The organism is Kouleothrix sp., from assembly GCF_046328425.1.
Taxonomy (GTDB): Bacteria; Chloroflexota; Chloroflexia; order Chloroflexales; family Roseiflexaceae; genus Kouleothrix.
Genome location: NZ_JAXLWP010000003.1, coordinates 71,508 through 88,616, shown reverse-complemented (window position 1 = coordinate 88,616; position 17,109 = coordinate 71,508). Strand labels below are relative to the sequence as shown.

Below are 17,109 nucleotides of genomic sequence, written 5' to 3'. Positions count from 1 at the left end.
GTTCCCGTAGGGCGCGCATCGTGCGCGCCTTCTGCTTCGTGGCAAACCGCCACGTTATTGTGCGCCACGAGGTATGTGCGTCTGACATCGCCGCCGGCACGGCCTTCGTTCCCGTATGGCGCGCATCGTGCGCGCCTTCTGCCTCGTGGCAAACCGCCACGTTATTGTGCGCCACGAGGCATGTGCGTCTGACATCGCCGCCGGCACGGCCTTCGTTCCCGTAGGGCGCGCATCGTGCGCGCCTTCTGCCTCGTGGCAAACCGCCACGTTATTGTGCGCCACGAGGCATGTGCGTCTGACACCGCCGCCGGCACGGCCTTCGTTCCCGTAGGGCGCGCATCGTGCGCGCCTTCTGCCTTGTGGCAAACCGCCACGTTATTGTGCGCCACGAGGCATGTGCGTCTGACATCGCCGCCGGCACGGCCTTCGTTCCCGTAGGGCGCGCATCGTGCGCGCCTTCTGCCTCGCGGCAAACCGACACGTTATTGTGCGCCACGAGGCATGTGCGTCTGACATCGCCGCCGGCACGGCCTTCGTTCCCGTAGGGCGCGCATCGTGCGCGCCTTCTGCCTCGTGGCAAACCGCCACGTTATTGTGCGCCACGAGGCATGTGCGTCTGACATCGCCGCCGGCACGGCCTTCGTTCCCGTAGGGCGCGCATCGTGCGCGCCTTCTGCCTCGCGGCAAACCGCCACGTTATTGTGCGCCACGAGGCATGTGCGTCTGACATCGCCGCCGGCACGGCCTTCGTTCCCGTAGGGCGCGCCTTCTCCCTCTTGGGGTGAGCCGGGGGCTACGCGCCCCCGTGCCCCGCGGCAGGAGGCCGCCGGCCTCCTGTACCTCCGCGCTGGGGCGTTGCCCCAGACCCCGTAATGAATGCTGCCGCGTGTACACCGCCGATGGCACATGCCTCGTGGTGCGGGTACGGGTGATGGTTGGCCCTGGGGCATAGGCGCAGGCCGAGGTCTCCGCTCCTCCGCTCTCCCGCTCCTCCGCTCTCCGCTCTCTGCTTACCCGCCCTGCGCCACGATCCAGCCGATCGTTTTGCTGGCCAGCCGGTCGAGCGCGGCGACCGACATGGCGATGTGATCTTCTCGGGTGTCTTCGATCTTGTTGTGCGAGATGCCGCGCAGGCTCTGCACAAACATCATGATCGTCGGCACGCCCGCGCGGCACACCTCGGCGGCATCGTGCAGCGGACCGCTCGGCAGCCGGTGCGAGGTGCCGCAGGTCTCGAGGATCGCCTGGTCGCACAGCTCGATCAGGTCGGGGTGAAACAGGATCGGCTCGATGTTCCAGATCCGCTCCCAGCTCACGTCGATCTTCTCCTCTTTGGCGAAGCGCTCGCTGGCGTCTTTGGCCTCCTGCAGCATGCGCGCCAGCGTGGCGGCGTCGAGGTGGCGCTGGTCGAGCAGCTGCTCGGCCGTCTCGACCACCGAGGTGACGATGCCGGGGCGGCAGACCACGCCGCCGCTGGTGCACACCGCGCCGCTGCCCGCGCGCCGCGCGATGTCGCGGATCTCGAGCGCCAGCTTGGCCGCGCCGGCCAGCGCGTCGCGCCGCTTGTCCATCGGCGTTGAGCCTGAGTGCGCGGCCTGGCCCTTCCAGATGATGCGGTGGCGCTCGACGCCGAAGGTGCCGAGCACCACGCCCAGCGGTAGCTCCATGCTTTCGAGCACGGGGCCTTGCTCGATGTGCAGCTCGAGGTAGGCCGCCGCGTTTTTCAGCTGGGCGCCGGCCGCGCGCGCGGCGTAGAGGTCGATCCCCACGCGCTGCAGCGCATCGGGCAGCGCGATGCCGTCGCGGTCCTTCAGCTCGGCCAGGTCCTCGGGGTCGAAGTTGCCCGACGCCGCGCTCGATCCGAACAGGCTGCGGCCGAAGCGCGCGCCCTCTTCGTCGGCCCAGTCGACCAGGCGCACCGTGACGGGCGGGGTGCCCTCGGCGGCGATGCGGCGCAGCACCTCGAGGCCGGCCAGCACGTTCAGGCAGCCGTCGAGCCAGCCGCCATTCGGCACCGAGTCGATATGCCCGCCGATCAGCAGCTCTTTCTCCGACGCGCCGCGCAGCGTGGCCCACTGGTTGCCGGCCGGGTCGATCTCGACCTCCACCGGCAGCTGCGCGAGCTTTTCGCGCATCCAGGCGCGCGCCGTCACCCACCTGTCGGTGAAGGCCACGCGCTGCGCGCCGTCGGCGTCGCCGGTGAGCGCGCGCAGCTCCTTCAACTCGTCGATCGTCCGCTGTGGCTGCAGGGCCGAACCGCTGGTCATGGTGTTGCTCCAATCTGCTTGTGGCTGCGCGGCGCGGCGTGGCGGCGGGCGCGCCGGCAGTGAGGCTGGCTACGGGCGGTGAAGAGGCTCCGATTGTAGCAGAGGCGCGCGGCCCACGCAACTTGGCAGGCGCCTGGGAGCTGCGCCTGTGGAGGAGAAAGCGTGGCGGCTCGGGCTGCGCGGGTGGCGCATGCCTCAGGGCGCCGCAAGGGCTGCTGGGCCACCCTGAGGCATGCGCGCACGGCCTTGCGGCCGGCATGGCCGATCTTCTCACCGGCTGGCGGCTGCCGGGAAGCGCTAGCGGCGCCTGGGCAGCGGCCGGGCCGGCGCGGCGGGCTCGCGCGGCAGCACCGGCGCCTCGGCTGTGGCAGCGGCCGGCGCGCGCTCCTCGAAGCGGTAGAACTGGTCGAACAGCACCTGGAGCACCACGGTGAACGGCACCGCCAGCAGCGCGCCCATCACCCCGCGCGCCTCGGCGCCGATAAACAGCGCAATGATGATCACCAGCGGGTGCAGCCCGACGATCTCGCCCACGACCTTGGGGTAGACAATATTGGCCTCGACGTTGGCGATCACCAGGTACAGCACCAGCACGCCCAGCGCCAGCCACGGCGAAACCGAAAGCGCCACCAGTATAGCCAGCCCGGTCACGATCGCGCCGCCGACATACGGGATCAGCTCCATGAACGCGGCCGCCAGGCCCAGCGCGAAGGCGTAGGGCACCCCCATCAGCGCCAGCCCGATCCCGAAGCACACGCCGTAGAACACGCACACCAGCAGCTGGGCGCGCACCCAGTGGCCTAGGCGGTCGCCGATCTGGCCCGCCAGCTGCGCGGCGGTGGGCCGGTAGGACGGCGGGAAGAAGCGTGCGATAAAGCGCGGCGCGAACTCGGCGTCGGCCGTGAGGATGAAGCCGACCACCAGCACCAGCAGGCCGTTGAGGATCAGCGACGTAAGCGTGCGGCCCAGGCCCACCAGCAGCGCGCCCACGCTGCCCACCAGCGCGCCAAGCTGGGCGCTCAGCTGCTGCGCGAGGTCGTTCAGCTTGAAGGACTGCTGCAGCGAGGGAAACAGCGGCCCGAGCCAGCTGCCGGGCGCGTCGACCACCGCTGTCGTCAGGCTCGGCAGGTTATCGCTGAGCTGGTTCACCTCGTCGATCAGCACCGGCGCCGTCACGGCGACCACCACGCTCAGCAGGCCGAGCAGCGCCAGGTAGATCAGCACGATCGCCACGGCGCGCGGCACGCGCTGCGCCGACAGCCAGGCCACCGCCGGGGTGATCGCCACCGCCAGCAGGATCGCCACAAACAAGATCAGCAGGATGCTGCTGAAATTGGCGATCAGCCAGACCAGCGCCAGCGCCGCCAGCAGCAGCGCCACGCCCTTCGCCGTGATGCTCACAGAGATCGATTGCGGCATGGGGCTTTCTCCTGCGGCGCGGCGCGCCAGATACTCTTAGGGCTTACGTAGTATAGCACCCGCGATGCCACCAGCAGCGCGCCGGTATGGTACAATCGCGGCGTTTCGATCGCCCGGGCGCAGGCCCGCAGCCGAATGCGAGCGCCGCCGGCCCGCCAGGCCCGGGGTGTTCACGCCCGGCAGCGCCGGCGCCGCGGGCTGAGCTGTGGGCACCTATCGCATGATCGCCCGACGCACACCTGCCATCCTCGCGGCCATGGCGCTGGCGCTGCTGCTGTTCTACAAGGGCGGCGCGCTGCTGCCGGCGCTGCTGGGCCTGGCGCTGTTCGGCGCGCTGGCGCTGCTGCGGCCGGATCTCGCGCTGCTGTTCGTGCCGCTCACCGCGCCGCTGTACCTCATCCCCGGCGCGCTGCCGGGCCTGCGCGCCAGCGCCTTCGACCTGCCGCTGCACGAGGCCGCGCTGCTGCTGGCGCTTGCCGCCGCCGCCGCGCGCTGGCTGTGGGCGCGCTTTGGCCCGGCGCGCCCGGCTCGGCCGCCACGCCTGCCGCTCGGCGCGTGGGCGCGCGTGTTTGCCCCGCACCTGCTGTTTCTGCTGGCCGGCGCGCTGGGCGTGGCCCTGGCGGTGGCGCGCGGCCCGGCGCTGATCGAGTTCCGCCGGCTGGTGGCCGAGCCGCTGCTGTTCTATGCCCTGGCGCGTCGCCAGCTTGCGGCCGAGGCGCGCGAGCACGGCGGCCGTCCGCCGGCGCTCGTCGCCGCGCTGGTGATCGGCGGCGCGCTGGCCGGGCTGCTCGGTCTGCTGCAGTACGCCGGGCTCGATCTCGTGCCGCTGCTCGGCAAAAAGCAGTGCTTCGCGCCCGATGGCGGCGTCTGCCCAAATGTGATCGCCGACGGCGGCGTGCGGCGCGTGCTTTCCGTGTACGGCCACCCCAACAATCTCGGGCTGTTTCTCGGGCGCGCCTGGCCGCTGGCGGCGGCGCTTGCGCTTCCGGCGCTGCGCGCGTTTTCAGGGCGCTTTACCGCAGGCGACGAACGACAACAGACAAAGGGCGAACAGGGCACATCGCTTCGTGTTTCGCCCTTCGCCCTTCGTCCTAGCCGCAAGGCGAGAGCTCGGAACGGTTCTTGGCTCTGGGCGCTCGGCGCGCTGCTGTGCCTCGGCGGCATCGCGGTGTCGTTCTCGCGCGGCGCCTGGCTTGGCGCGGTGGCTGCGGCAGTCGTGCTGGCGCTTGGGCTTATGGCGCGCGGCGGCGGGCCGCGCCAGGGCGCCAGGCCGGCGGCGTGGCTGCTGGCCCTGGCCGGCGCCGCAGTCGTGCTGGCCGGGCTGGCGCTCTCGCTGCGCGGCGATGTCACCGCCGGCAGCACGCCGGTGCGGCTGCTGCTGTGGCGCGAGGCGCTGGGCTACATCGCCCGGCACCCCCTTGGCATTGGGCTCGACCAGTTCGGCGTCTACCACGACCCCGCGTCGGGCCTGAGCCTGATCGACCCGGCGCTGATCGGCACCAGCGAACAGTTCGCCGCCCACCCGCACAACCTGCTGCTCGATATCTGGCTGCGCCTCGGGCCGCTCGGCCTGGCCGCGTTTGGCTGGCTGCTGTGGCGCTCGCTGCGCGCCACGCTGCGCCGGCCCACCTCCGCGCTCGCGCTTGGCGTCGCCGCCGCAACCGTCGCCGCCCTGGCGCACGGCCTGGTCGACAACTTCTACTTCGTCAGCGATCTCGCGATTGTATTCTGGCTGCTGATCGCGCTTTCTGAGGCGCTCGAGCGGTAATACTAGAGCAGGGCGCAGGGCGATTGAGCGAGTGAGCGCCAGAGCGTTCGAGTGGAGAGCGGAGAGCGGTGGAGCGGGGAAGCGCAGAGCGCTATGCCTCAGGGCCAACCACCACCCGCATCCGCGCCACGAGGCATGCCCCGCCGGCGGTGTACACGCGACAGCATGCTTTATGGGGCCCGCAGCCCCGGCTCACCCCGTGAGGGGAGAAGGCGCGCACGATGCGCGCCCTACGGGAAAGGCCGTACCACCATCAACGCCATACGCTTATGACTTGCGGCGCACCATACCGTGTCGGTTTGCCGCGAGGCATGCGCCACCGGCGGTGTGCACGCGACAGCATTCATTACGGGGTCTGGGGCGAAGCCGGGTACCCCCTGGGTGACGCGGAGGTACAGGAGGCCGGCGGCGGCCTCCTGCTGCGGGGCGCGGGGGCGCGTAGCCTCCGAACGCCCTCGCAGGGGAAATGGGGCGCGCAGCCCTCGCAAGCCGTCAGGCGCTGCCGCCGGCGCTTGGCGAGCAACTTGCTACACACTCCCAATCGGCAACCAGCAACCTGCCAACCTGCAACCGAGCACAATCCACAACCTGACGAAAAGGAATTGCAATGGATCTGACACCGCTGATCCTCGAGCGCAAGCTCGACAGCCGCCTGTGGGGCGGCGACACCCTGGGCGGCTGGCTGGGCCTCGCCAACGCACCCGCTCACCTGGCCGAGTCGTGGCAGGTGTACGAGCATAACCTGGTGGCCGAAGGGCCATTCGCCGGCCGCACGCTGGCCGATCTCGCGCGCGACCACGGCGCGGCGCTGGTTGGCACGCGCCCGTTCGCGCGCGGCGGCGCCGACTTCCCGCTGCTGGCCAAGTTCATCGACGCCGCCGACCACCTGTCGATCCAGGTGCACCCCGACGACGCCTACGCCCATAGCGTCGAGGCGCACACCGGCTTTCACGGCAAAACCGAGGCCTGGTACATCCTGCGCGCCACGCCCGGCGCCAGCCTGATCCACGGCCTGGCGCACCCCACCACCCGCGCCGCCTTCGCCGATGCGCTGCACGACGGCACGCTGAGCGAGCTGATGCGCCGCGTGCCGGCCCAGGCCGGCGATACGGTGTTCGTGCCGGCCGGCACCATCCACGCGATCAACGCTGGGATCATGCTGTTCGAGATCCAGCAGAAATCCGACCTGACCTACCGCGTGTACGACTACGACCGCCGCGACGCCAACGGCCAGCTGCGCGAGCTGCACGTCGAGCGCGCGCTCGATGTCGCGAACTTTGGCGAGCAGCCGCCCGCCAGGGCCGTGCCCGAGCGCATCGACGAGGCCCGCACGCTGCTGGTGCGCTGCGAGTATTTCGCGATGGAGCGCTGGGACGTGCGCGAGGCGCGCGCCGCCGCCACCGACCCTGGCAGCTTCGAGATCCTGACGGTGATCGACGGTGCGGCCGAGCTTGGCTGGGCCGGCGGCGCGCGCGCGCTCCGGTGCGGCGAGTCGGTGGTGCTGCCGGCCGCGCTGGGCGAGTACCAGCTGCGCCCGGCCGGCGCTGCCGCGCTGCTGCGCTGCTACGTGCCCTAGCCGCGTCTGGCCCTCTGGCTAGCGCCCCCAACCGCCCCGCAAGCTGAAAAGGCCGCCGCCACCTGCTGCCGGCGGCCTGCCCGGCACCCCGCCAGAGCGCCGCGAACCTTGACGGAACGCGGTCTTTAGGCTACCATCCTGGCTGCTACCGAGCTTAGGTTTCACAACGCGCGCTTGGCGACGCATAAGGATAGCCGTATGACCTATGCCGTCAACCCGACGATCTTCCGCGCCTACGATATTCGCGGCGTTGTCGACGTCGATCTGTCCGAGGCGGTGTATGCCACGCTTGGGCGCGCGGCCGGCACCTACTTCCGCGCGCGCGGCGGCCGGCGCATTGTGGTCGGGCGCGACGCGCGGCTTACCTCGCCGGCCTATGCCGCCGCGCTGATCGAGGGCCTGCGCGCCACCGGCTGCGATGTGATCGATATTGGCATGGGGCCGACGCCACTGATGTATTTCGCCCAGTCGTACCTGCGCGCCGACGGTGGCGCGGTGGTTTCGGCCAGCCATAACCCGCCCGAGTTCAACGGGCTGAAGCTGCGCCAGGCCGTGCCGCGCTTCGGCGGCGAGCCGCTCGCCAGCGACCAGATCCAGCAGGTTGGCCGGCTGGCCAATGGCGGCGCGTTCGCCAGTGGCAGCGGCGGCTACGAGCAGATCGACATCAGCGATGCGTACGTCCAGGATGTCGCCCGGCTCATGCGCCTCGAGCGGCCGGTGAAGATCGCCCTCGACGGCGGCAACGGCGCCGGCGGCCCGCTCGGCGTGCGCGCGTTCGAGGCGATCGGCTGCGAGGTGCTGCCGCTGTACATCCAGCCCGACGGCACCTTCCCCAACCACCACCCCGACCCGCTGAAAGAGGCCAACCTGCGCGACCTGATGCGCCTGGTGCGCGAGCAGGGCGCGGCTATTGGCATTGGCCTCGACGGCGACGCCGACCGGCTTGGCGTGGTCGATGGCAGCGGCGCGATGGTGTTCGCCGACCGCTACATGATCGCGCTGGCCCGCCACGTGCTGCGCGCCGGCCCGGCGCCGATCATCTTTGATGTGAAGTGCAGCACAGTGCTGCGCGATGCCATCCGCGCGTTCGGCGGCACCCCGGTGATGTGGAAGACCGGCTACACCAACGGCACCGCCAAAATGCGCGAGCTGGGCGCGCCGCTGGCCGGCGAGCTGAGCGGCCATATCATCACGGATATCGAGAACCACGCCTTCGACGACGGCATCTTCGCCGGCTGCTACCTGCTCAAGGCGCTCGAGCAGAGCGGCCAGACGCTCGAGCAGGCGCTCGCCGACTACCCGATCCTGCCGTCGCTGCCCGAAGATCGCGTTCACGTCGACGAGGCGGTGAAGTTCAAGATCATCGAGCACGTGCGCGACACCTTCGCCCCCAGCTACGATGTCTCCGACGTCGACGGCGTGCGGGTCGACTTCGGCGACGGCTGGGGCGTGGTGCGCGCCTCGAACACCGAGCCGGCAATCACCACGCGCTTCGAGGCCCGCACGCCCGCGCGCGTGGCCGAGATCCGCGCGCTCATGCTCGCCGCCGTCGAGGATTTCAAGCAGCACGGCTAGCCTTTGCGTTGCGGGTTGCAAATTGCGCACATACCAGGGCCAGAACCCAAAACTCAAAATACAGAACTCAATGAGCCAGCGCCCGCGTATCAGCCGCCAATATTGGGAGGGAATCTACACCGTCGATTTTACACTCGACGGCGTACGGCAGCGCTGCGCCCAGATCGGCCAGGCCCTGCTGGCACACAAGCTCAGCTGCCTGGTAGCCCACGATACGCGCTTCATGGCCGGCCAGTTCGCGCGCTACGCCTACCGCCTGCTCGCAGCGCAGGGCGTGCCGGTGAGCTTCTGCCCCAACCCTGCGCCGTTCCCGGCCGTCGAGCTGGCGCTTGAGCAGCGCCGCGCCGACAGCGCGCTGCTGCTCTCGGCGCGCAACCTGCCGTTCTGGTACAGCGGCATGGTGCTGCTCGCGCCGCTGGCCGGCCAGGCGCTGCTCGACGAAGGCCCGCCGCTCGCGCTCGCCGCCCCCGCCGAGTTCCCGCCTCCGCCCTTCGAGCCCAACGATCGCTCGCAGATCGACCTGCGCGCGCCCTACCTCGAGGCGCTGCGCGACGCGATCGACGTCGAGCTGATCCGCAACACAACGCTCACCGTGTTTGTCGACCCAATGAACGGCACCAGCAGCGGCTACATCCCGGCCGCGCTCGGCGACGGCGGGCAGACCAAGGCGATCGAGATCAATCGCGAGATCGACCCGCTGTTTGGCCGCCAGCCGCCCCAGCCTAGCGAGGCTGGCCTCAACCGGCTGCGCAAGCTGGTGAAAGAAAGCGACTCGCACCTCGGCGTGGCGATCTCGGCCGACGGCCGCGCGATCGGCGTGGCCGACAACACCGGCGAGCTGGTGCCGCCGCACGATATGGCGCTGCTGCTGGCCGATTACCTCAGCCGCGAGTACCGCCACCGCGGCATGGTGGTGGTGCCGCCGATCGCCGATGGCGTCGACGTGGCCGCGCTGCGCAGCTGGGAGTCTGCGTCGGGCCTGAAGATCGAGTTCGCGGCCGACCCGGCCGCGCGCATCGCCGAGATGCTCGGCCAGGATCGCAACAGTGTGCTGGTGGGCGTCACTGCCAGCGGCGAAACCACGCTTGGCCGCTACGGCCCCACGCCCGACGCCGTGCTGGCCGCGCTACTGCTGATCGAGATCGTCGCGCGCTTCGGCAGCAAGCTGCGCCCGCTGCTTGCTCAGGTCAAGCGAACACCATAATGCGCCTCAACGATATTACCAAACGGCTTGCGTCGCTGCGCCACCTCGGCCTGCCGCTGGCGCTGGCCTCGCTTGGGATCGTGTGCATCTCGCTCGGCATCGCCTACTTCGTGATCGCGCTCTATCGCACCGCCGAGCTGCCTGGCTTTTTCTTCTACCTCACGCTGCAGTTCCTCGACCGCTGGGCGCGCGGCTGGCTGCTGACGCTGGTGGGCCTGGCGATCCTGGCCGCCGGCGTGTGGCTGCTGAGCGGCGTGGCGATCATCCCGCTCAGCGCCAAGCCCGGCAGCGAAGACGAGTTCGTGCTGGCCTACCGCCGCGCCAACCGCCCGCCGCGCATTACCGTCGTGTCCGGCGGCGCCGGCCTGCTGATCCTCGCCAGCCTTGGGCGCTACGCCAGCCGGCTCACATGCATCACCCCGGTGCAGGACCCGGTCGAGTATTACTACCGCGCGTCGAGCCTGTATAACTTCGAGAATGTGATCTTTGTGCCGCCTACCCCCGATCGCCTCGACGTCGAGGTGGTGCTCGACGACGGTACGCACCACAATATCAAGGAAAATATCTCGCACCGCGAGCTGCTGGCCACCCGCCACGCCGTCGATACCATGCTCGTCGATAGCTACGGCAGCGCCGGCGCCGAGCGCCGCCACCTGATCTTTCGCCAGGCGATCGAGGCGCTGCAGCAGGCCGACGCGATCGTGCTCGGGCCGGGCAGCCTGTTCGAGGGCATTCTGCCAAACCTGCAGATCCCCGAGGTGCGCGAGGCCATCCAGCGCAGCAAGGCCCGCAAGATCTATATCTGCAGCCTGATGACCGAGCCGGGCCTTACCAGCGGCTTCGGCGTGGCCGACCACATCCGCCAGATTGTGCGCTACGGCGGCTTCGCCCCCGACTACGTCCTGGTGAATGCTCAGCGTATCGACCCCGATGTGCGCCAGATGTACGAGGCCGCGCACCAGGCGCCGGTGTACATGAACCCCGAGGAGTACGAGGAAACGATCGTCAGCAAGACCGACCGCGTCACAATGCGCGATGTGGTGGTCGAGGGCGCGGTGGTGATCGAGGCCGACCTGGCCACTTCGGTGGTACAGCTTACCGCCTCGCTCGACCAGCCGGGCGCCGGGCGCACCGTGCGCGTGCTGCGCCACGACCCCGACAAGCTCGCCGCCGCCATTCTTGAAATCTTGCGCCGTGAGTAGCGCCTGAGCGATGGGCAGCACAAAGCGCTACTCTGCTGTTCGGAACTATGCCGGAAACTGTTGTCCTATTCGAAGACGAAGGCTACCGCCTGCTGCTGCCGCTGGTCTACTCGCGGCCAGTGTTCGAGCTGCGCTGCGGCCTGTTCACCGCCCGCGAGCGCCTGGCAACGCTGCTTGGCCACGCGCCCGCCGCAGTGTGCCGCGCGCACCTGGCTACGTTCTACGGCGCCGGGCGCTGGCCGCTGGGCCTGCTGGCCGAGCAGCACCCGCTGCTGTTTGTGAATGGCCGCGCGCTCGACATGGCCTGGTTCGGGCGGCTCGCCGCCGAGCCACTCAACACGATCTACGTCGCCGCCGATGCTCGCGGCGCTGCGGTGCTGCTGGGCGCGCGCCTCTCGCCTACGCTCGCCAGCGCGGTGCTGCTCGACCTGCTCGAGCAGCGCGCCGCCGCAGCGCTCGATGAGCTGCGCCGCTTTGGGCGCGTTGTTGAGGTTGCGGCGCCGCTGCTGACCTACCCGTGGGATCTGATCGGCGCCAATGGCGAGCAGATCGTGCGCGACCTGCCGCTGCTGCTGCGCGCCGACGGCTGGGCCAGCGCCGCCGATCGGCCGATCGACGCGGCCGACGTGGTGGTGCACAACCCGGCTCAGGTGTTTGTTCACCCCCAGGCGCGGCTGGCCGGGCCGATCGCGCTCGACGCGCGCGATGGGCCGATCGTGATCGACGCCGCGCAGATCGAGCCATTCAGCTTCATCCAGGGGCCGGCTGCCTTTGGCGCCGGCGCGCTCGTCGCGAGCGCGCGCATCCGCGGCGAAACCACCATCGGCCCGGTCTGCCGCATCGGCGGCGAGGTCGAGGCCTCGATCGTGCAGGGCTACAGCAACAAGCACCACGATGGCTTTCTGGGCCATTCCTACCTGGGCGAGTGGGTCAATATCGGCGCGATGACCACCAACAGCGACCTGAAAAATACCTACGGCAGCATCCGCGTCGCCGTCGAGGGCCTCGGCCAGGTCGATAGCGGCGTGCTCAAGCTCGGCTGCTTCCTGGCCGATCATGTCAAGCTCGGCATTGGCGTGCACCTGAATGGCGGCGCGGTGATCGGCACCGGCTCGAATATCTTCGGCGTGCACTTCGCGCCGAAAACCATCCCGCCGTTCACCTGGGGCGGTGAGGTGTTTCGTGAGTACCGCATCGACGGGATGATCGAGGTGGCCCGCAAGGTGATGTCGCGCCGCAAGGTGGCGCTCGCGCCAGCCTACGAAGAGTTGCTGCGCGAGGTGTTCGCCATGACCCGCGGCAGCCGCGCCGAGATCGCCGCCGGCGGCCGCGCGCCGCGCCTCGCCGCCGACGGCGCCGTGCTGGCCCGCGCCGAGGCCGAGGCGCTGCGCGATTTCGACGCGGCCCGCCCGGCGGCGCGCTAGCCAGCCAGCGGAGGGTACGATCCTATGACGCGATCGATCCATGTGGTCGCAATCGGCGGCGGTGGCGGCGCCAGCCAAGTGCTGCGCGCCGCGCAGTCTTTCGCCTCGCGCCTCACCGCGGTGATCGCCGTCACCGATACCGGCCGCTCGACCGGGCTGGCCCGCGCGATCGGCGGCATCCCCGCGCCCGGCGATCTGCGCGCCACGATCGCGAACTTCGCCACCGACCCGCTGATCGCCCGGCTGCTGCAGCACCGCTTCAGCGGCGCGGGCGTGCCCCAGCTTGAAGGAATGGCCTTTGGCAATCTGCTTATTGCCGCGCTCGCCGAGGTGCAGGGCGGCTTCGGCGCGGCCGTGCGCACGGCCGCCGAGCTTGCCGGCTGCGCCGCCGAGGTGCTGCCCGTCTCCGACGCCAACACCGATATCTGCGCTGAGCTTGAGGGCGGCGCGCTGGTGCGCGGCGAGGTGCACGTGCGCGGCCTGGGCAAGCCGCCCATCCGGCGACTGTTTCTGCGCGAAGCCGCCCCGGCAAACCCCGCCGCGCTTGAGGCCATCCGCCGCGCTGATCTGGTCGTACTAGGCCCTGGCAGCCTATTCACGTCTATCCTCGCCGACCTGCTGTTCGACGGCATGGCCGAGGCCCTTCGCGCCGCGCGCGGCCAGGTGGTGTTTGTGTGCAACACCACTACCCAGCCCGGCCAGACCGACGGCTACGCCACGGCCGACCACGTGCGGCGCGTGGCCGAGGCGCTCGGGCCGGGCGCGCTCGACGCCGCGCTGATCAACCAGGGCACGGTCGACGCCCAGCGCCAGGCGCGCCTCGCCGCCGACGGCCTGCTGGTGCTCGCGCCCTCCGCTGCCGAGCTGGCGGCGATCGCCGCGCTGGATGTGCGGCCGGTGGTGCGCGATTTCGGCGAGCCGTCCGGGGTACAGCGCGTGCTGTGGAATAAACAAGATACTCTGCGCCACGATACCGCCGCCCTCGCCGCCGCGCTGCGCGAGCTGATCGCGTGATGCGCAGCAGGGGCGCCAATGTACACCGCGCATTCGACCCTCGCAGCTAGCAGAAGGAGGAGCCCACATGCCCGACCCTCGTGTAGCCAAGCTTGCGCGCGTGCTCGTGCGCTACTCACTCGGCCTCAAGGAAGGCCAGCTATTCCAGATCAATGCCGACGCCGTGGCCGCGCCGCTGGTGCGCGAGCTGTATCGCGAGACGCTTGAGGTCGGCGCGCTGCCGCTGCTGCGCCTGACCGTCAGCGGCATCGACGAGATCTTCTACGCCCACGCCTCCGAAAAGCAGCTCACCACCGTCACCGAGCTGGCGCGCCAGGAGAACGAGGCCATCCACGCGCTGATTGGCGTGCTGGGCAGCGAAAACACCAAGGCGCTCAGCAACGCCAACCCGCAGAAGATCGCCCTGCGCAGCAAGGCCGCCCGCGAGCTGCGCACCCGCTTCTACCAGCGCGTCGACAACGGCGAGGCTACCTGGGCCGTGACCCAGTTTCCCACCCAGTCGGCCGCGCAGGATGCCGATATGTCGCTGGCCGAGTACGAAGATTTTGTCTACGGCGCCGGCAAGCTCGACCACGACGACCCGGTGGCGGCCTGGCGCGTCGTGCACGACGAGCAGCAGCGCCTGGCCGATATCCTGGCGGCCAAGCGCGTGTTCCGCATCGTCGGCCCCGACACCGACCTGACCTACGACACCGGCGGGCGCAGCTGGATCAACGCCGACGGCAAGAAGAACTTTCCCGACGGCGAGGTGTTCACCAGCCCCGACGAGACCAAAACCGAAGGCCACATCCGCTTTAGCTTCCCGGCTGTCTACGCCGGCCGCGAGGTGTCCGACGTGCGGCTTGAGTTCCGCGAGGGCAAGGTGGTGAAGGCCAGCGCGGCGCGCGGCGAAGACCTGCTGCACAAGCTCATCGATATGGACGAGGGCGCCCGGCGGCTCGGCGAGGCGGCGTTCGGCACCAACTACCAGATCCAGCGCTTCACCCGCAACATCCTGTTCGACGAAAAGATCGGCGGCACTATTCACCTGGCGCTCGGCGATTCGTTCCGGGAGGTCGGCGGGCAGAACCGCTCGGCGCTGCACTGGGATATGGTCTGCGATCTGCGCCAAGGCGGCGAGGCCTATGCCGATGGCCAGCTGATCTATAAAGACGGCAAGTTTGTGATCTAAATCTATGCATACCAACCCTTCTGCCGACAGCGCGGCGCTCGCCGAGCGCTACCCGCTCACCGTCGCCGCCTTCGAGCACATGGCCGCGCTCGAGCACCTCGACCGCGTGCTCAAGCTCGACGCTGCCTGGGCCGCGATCCGCAGCGGCCGGCCCGCCGCGCCGCGCGACGATGTCTACTCGTACTCGGCAGTCGCCGACCCGGCCGAGTACGACCTGATCTACGCCGGCGGCGGCCTGGGCCTGCTCCACGCGGCGATCATGGCGCGCCACGGCTTTCGCGTGCTGCTGTTCGACCGCGGCGAGGCCGGCTGCGCCCACCGCGAGTGGAATATCTCGCGCGACGAGCTGCGCGCGCTGGTGGCCGCCGGCTTCTGCAGCTGGGACGAGCTGCGCGACGTGATCATGGCCGAGTACGACACCGGCGTGGTGCGCTTCTTCACGCCCGAGCGGGCTGCGGCCCGCGAGCTGTGGATGCCCGAGGTGCTGAACGTCGCGCTCGACGCCGGCGCGCTGCTGCGACTCGCGCGCGGCAAGCTCGTGGCCGCCGGCGGCGTGGTGCTCGATCGGCGCGCGTTTCGAGGGGCGCAGGCCACCCCCGACGGCCCGCTGCTGGTGCGCGTCGAGCTGGCGCGCGACGACGGAACGCTCGAGCGCTATGTCGGCCGGCTGCTGCTCGATGGCATGGGCAGCGCCTCGCCGCTGGCGCAGCGCCGCTTCGGCGGCCGGCCCTTCGCCGGTGTCTGCCCAACCGTCGGCACTGTGGCGGCCGGCTTCACCCCCGGCACCGCCGACGACGAGCACAACCCGCGCGTCGGCGATATTCTGATCAGCGTCGCCAATGCGCAGCGCGGCCAGCAGTATATGTGGGAGGGCTTCCCCGGCCGCGGCGACGACCTGACGGTGTACCTGTTCTACTACGACACGCTGCTGAAGAACCAAGAGCCAAAAACCAAAAATCACTCAATAGCTGCGGGCGACCCTCGCTTCCCGGCTCTCGATGCTGGCCCGCCCTCGCTCATGCAGCTGTTCGAAGACTACTTCGCGCTGCTGCCGAGCTACAAGCGGCCCGGCCCGGAATTCCGGCATATCAAGCCGGTGTATGGCTACATCCCTGCCCGCCACAGCGTGCGCCCCCAGGAGGCGCCGCTGCTGCGCGGCGTCCTGCCGATCGGCGACTCGGCTGCCCAGCAGTCGCCGCTCACCTTCTGCGGCTTTGGCTCGCATGTGCGCAACCTGGGCCGCACCACCACGCTGCTGGCCGAGGCGCTGCGCACCGGCCTGCTCGGCCCGGAGCATCTCGCCCCGATCAGCGCCTACCAGGTGAATGTGTCGCTCAACTGGGTGTTCAGCCGCTTCATGCAGCCCTGGGATGCCGCCGACGACGTGAACGTGCTGCAGAATATCTTTCTGGGCCTGCTGGGCGATCTGGGCGTCGATCTGGCTCAGCGCTTCTTCCGCGATCGGATGATCTGGAGCGACTACCACAAAATGATCCTGGGGATGTTCTGGCGCCACCCGCGCATCGCCCTGATCGCCTGGCGCGTGCTCGGCCCTGCCGGCGTGCGCCAGTGGATCGCCGACTACCTGGCCTATAGCTTGGCCGCGCTGCTGGCCGCGCTCGGCCGCGGCCTGGGCGCCGCCTGGCGCGAACGGCTGGCCGGCGGAGTGGCGCGGCTGGCGCCAGCCGCGGCGCTACGCCTGCGCGCGCGCTTCGCCGAGTGGCAGGCCATGGGCTGGCTCTGACCAGCGGCTCAGCCCTTTCCACGGTTGGGCTGGCCGCCAAATATGACGATATGCTCTCAACCATTGACATCACCCGGCGACCTGGTATACTCAAAAAATAGTGCACCCAGACAACCCTGATCGTACCGGCTCGCGGCGCGCTCGGCCTACCCAGCTGCTGGGTTTTCCGGCGCCGCCGTGGGCCAGCGCCGATCAATCATAGCTCCATCATGCCGCCGGCGCGTCTCTGCCCCGGCATAACAAGAACGTCATCTTCGCACAACATCGTACTTGTTCTTTGTTACTCAGATCTTCCATTTCCACGCTCGAATGGTGCAGACTTTTGCTCTCCGGAGCAAAGGTTTGTTTCTCTATGCCCGGAAACCTAATGCCGGCGGGCTGCCGGAGGAGGTTGCCGGCGATACGGCGAGAGCGGCGCCATGCGAACGATAACAAAAGGTTCATCGGGGGTTGGGCGCGATTCACAGTCTATTCAATGCAACCCTGTATGCTACTACATAAGTAGCTCGCTTGGCGCGGGCCCTTGCGCTGTTGCCCGACAAGCCGATCGCAGCATTACGCCAGCCTTTTCCGTAGTTGTTCGCCGCCCGCACCGGCGCAGCCCGCGCCGGTAGAAAGGAGAAAACACTCATAGGTACGAGACGATCTGGCGGTCATTGCACGCTACCCAGCCCTGGCTATGCACACAATCGATCCATGGGCTCTACCATCGCACTACCTGTTCCGCCGGAACGTTGGATGCCGA

Annotated in this window: 11 protein-coding genes; 9 read left to right on the top strand and 2 right to left on the bottom strand. The window is 69.4% G+C overall.

The genetic code is table 11. The annotated features are described in order from the left end of the window. Window positions 1-1,010: 1,010 nt before the first annotated feature. Window positions 1,011-2,267 (bottom strand): Zn-dependent hydrolase, encoded by a 1,257-nt coding sequence (locus U0177_RS00375; protein ID WP_409568590.1) that lies wholly within the window; start codon window positions 2,265-2,267, stop codon window positions 1,011-1,013. Between the two features lie 297 nt (window positions 2,268-2,564). Next, window positions 2,565-3,686: an AI-2E family transporter gene (locus tag U0177_RS00370; RefSeq protein WP_409568589.1), complete on the bottom strand. Its 1,122-nt coding sequence runs from the start codon at window positions 3,684-3,686 to the stop codon at window positions 2,565-2,567. A gap of 220 nt (window positions 3,687-3,906) precedes the next feature. Between U0177_RS00370 and U0177_RS00365 the strand changes: the two genes are divergently transcribed. The 9 genes from U0177_RS00365 to U0177_RS00325 all read left to right on the top strand — a co-directional run bounded on the left by U0177_RS00365 (window position 3,907) and on the right by U0177_RS00325 (window position 16,364). Beyond that, a complete protein-coding gene (locus tag U0177_RS00365; protein ID WP_409568588.1) occupies window positions 3,907-5,454 on the top strand; it encodes an O-antigen ligase family protein in 1,548 nt (515 codons plus the stop codon). A 607-nt stretch (window positions 5,455-6,061) separates the two neighbouring features. Continuing rightward, window positions 6,062-7,030 carry a type I phosphomannose isomerase catalytic subunit gene (locus tag U0177_RS00360; RefSeq protein WP_409568587.1) on the top strand — a complete coding sequence of 323 codons (969 nt, stop codon included), beginning with the start codon at window positions 6,062-6,064 and terminating at the stop codon, window positions 7,028-7,030. A gap of 198 nt (window positions 7,031-7,228) precedes the next feature. Further along, window positions 7,229-8,605, top strand: a complete 1,377-nt coding sequence (locus U0177_RS00355; protein ID WP_409568586.1) for a phosphomannomutase/phosphoglucomutase — start codon at window positions 7,229-7,231, stop codon at window positions 8,603-8,605. Between the two features lie 70 nt (window positions 8,606-8,675). Next, window positions 8,676-9,809 carry a phosphoglucomutase gene (locus U0177_RS00350; RefSeq protein WP_409568585.1) on the top strand — a complete coding sequence of 378 codons (1,134 nt, stop codon included), beginning with the start codon at window positions 8,676-8,678 and terminating at the stop codon, window positions 9,807-9,809. Further along, a complete protein-coding gene (locus U0177_RS00345) occupies window positions 9,809-11,011 on the top strand; it encodes a 2-phospho-L-lactate transferase CofD family protein (protein WP_409568584.1) in 1,203 nt (400 codons plus the stop codon). The genes U0177_RS00350 and U0177_RS00345 overlap by 1 nt, the downstream gene beginning before the upstream one ends. Before the next feature lie 47 nt (window positions 11,012-11,058). After that, window positions 11,059-12,435, top strand: coding sequence for a GlmU family protein (locus tag U0177_RS00340; protein ID WP_409568583.1), 1,377 nt, complete (start codon window positions 11,059-11,061; stop codon window positions 12,433-12,435). A 24-nt stretch (window positions 12,436-12,459) separates the two neighbouring features. Beyond that, window positions 12,460-13,449, top strand: a complete 990-nt coding sequence (gene yvcK, locus U0177_RS00335) for a uridine diphosphate-N-acetylglucosamine-binding protein YvcK (RefSeq protein ID WP_409568582.1) — start codon at window positions 12,460-12,462, stop codon at window positions 13,447-13,449. Window positions 13,450-13,516: 67 nt separating this feature from the next. Continuing rightward, window positions 13,517-14,620 carry an aminopeptidase gene (locus tag U0177_RS00330; RefSeq protein ID WP_409568581.1) on the top strand — a complete coding sequence of 368 codons (1,104 nt, stop codon included), beginning with the start codon at window positions 13,517-13,519 and terminating at the stop codon, window positions 14,618-14,620. A gap of 4 nt (window positions 14,621-14,624) precedes the next feature. Continuing rightward, window positions 14,625-16,364 (top strand): hypothetical protein, encoded by a 1,740-nt coding sequence (locus tag U0177_RS00325; RefSeq protein ID WP_409568580.1) that lies wholly within the window; start codon window positions 14,625-14,627, stop codon window positions 16,362-16,364. The last annotated feature ends 745 nt before the right edge of the window (window positions 16,365-17,109 follow it).

Bases quoted from the DNA above. Each gene is read 5' to 3' on its own strand.
- U0177_RS00375 (WP_409568590.1), bottom strand. From the start codon at position 2,267: ATGACCAGCGGTTCGGCCCTGCAGCCACAGCGGACGATCGACGAGTTG.
- U0177_RS00370 (WP_409568589.1), bottom strand. From the start codon at position 3,686: ATGCCGCAATCGATCTCTGTGAGCATCACGGCGAAGGGCGTGGCGCTG.
- U0177_RS00365 (WP_409568588.1), top strand. From the start codon at position 3,907: ATGATCGCCCGACGCACACCTGCCATCCTCGCGGCCATGGCGCTGGCG.
- U0177_RS00360 (WP_409568587.1), top strand. From the start codon at position 6,062: ATGGATCTGACACCGCTGATCCTCGAGCGCAAGCTCGACAGCCGCCTG.
- U0177_RS00355 (WP_409568586.1), top strand. From the start codon at position 7,229: ATGACCTATGCCGTCAACCCGACGATCTTCCGCGCCTACGATATTCGC.
- U0177_RS00350 (WP_409568585.1), top strand. From the start codon at position 8,676: ATGAGCCAGCGCCCGCGTATCAGCCGCCAATATTGGGAGGGAATCTAC.
- U0177_RS00345 (WP_409568584.1), top strand. From the start codon at position 9,809: ATGCGCCTCAACGATATTACCAAACGGCTTGCGTCGCTGCGCCACCTC.
- U0177_RS00340 (WP_409568583.1), top strand. From the start codon at position 11,059: ATGCCGGAAACTGTTGTCCTATTCGAAGACGAAGGCTACCGCCTGCTG.
- yvcK (WP_409568582.1), top strand. From the start codon at position 12,460: ATGACGCGATCGATCCATGTGGTCGCAATCGGCGGCGGTGGCGGCGCC.
- U0177_RS00330 (WP_409568581.1), top strand. From the start codon at position 13,517: ATGCCCGACCCTCGTGTAGCCAAGCTTGCGCGCGTGCTCGTGCGCTAC.
- U0177_RS00325 (WP_409568580.1), top strand. From the start codon at position 14,625: ATGCATACCAACCCTTCTGCCGACAGCGCGGCGCTCGCCGAGCGCTAC.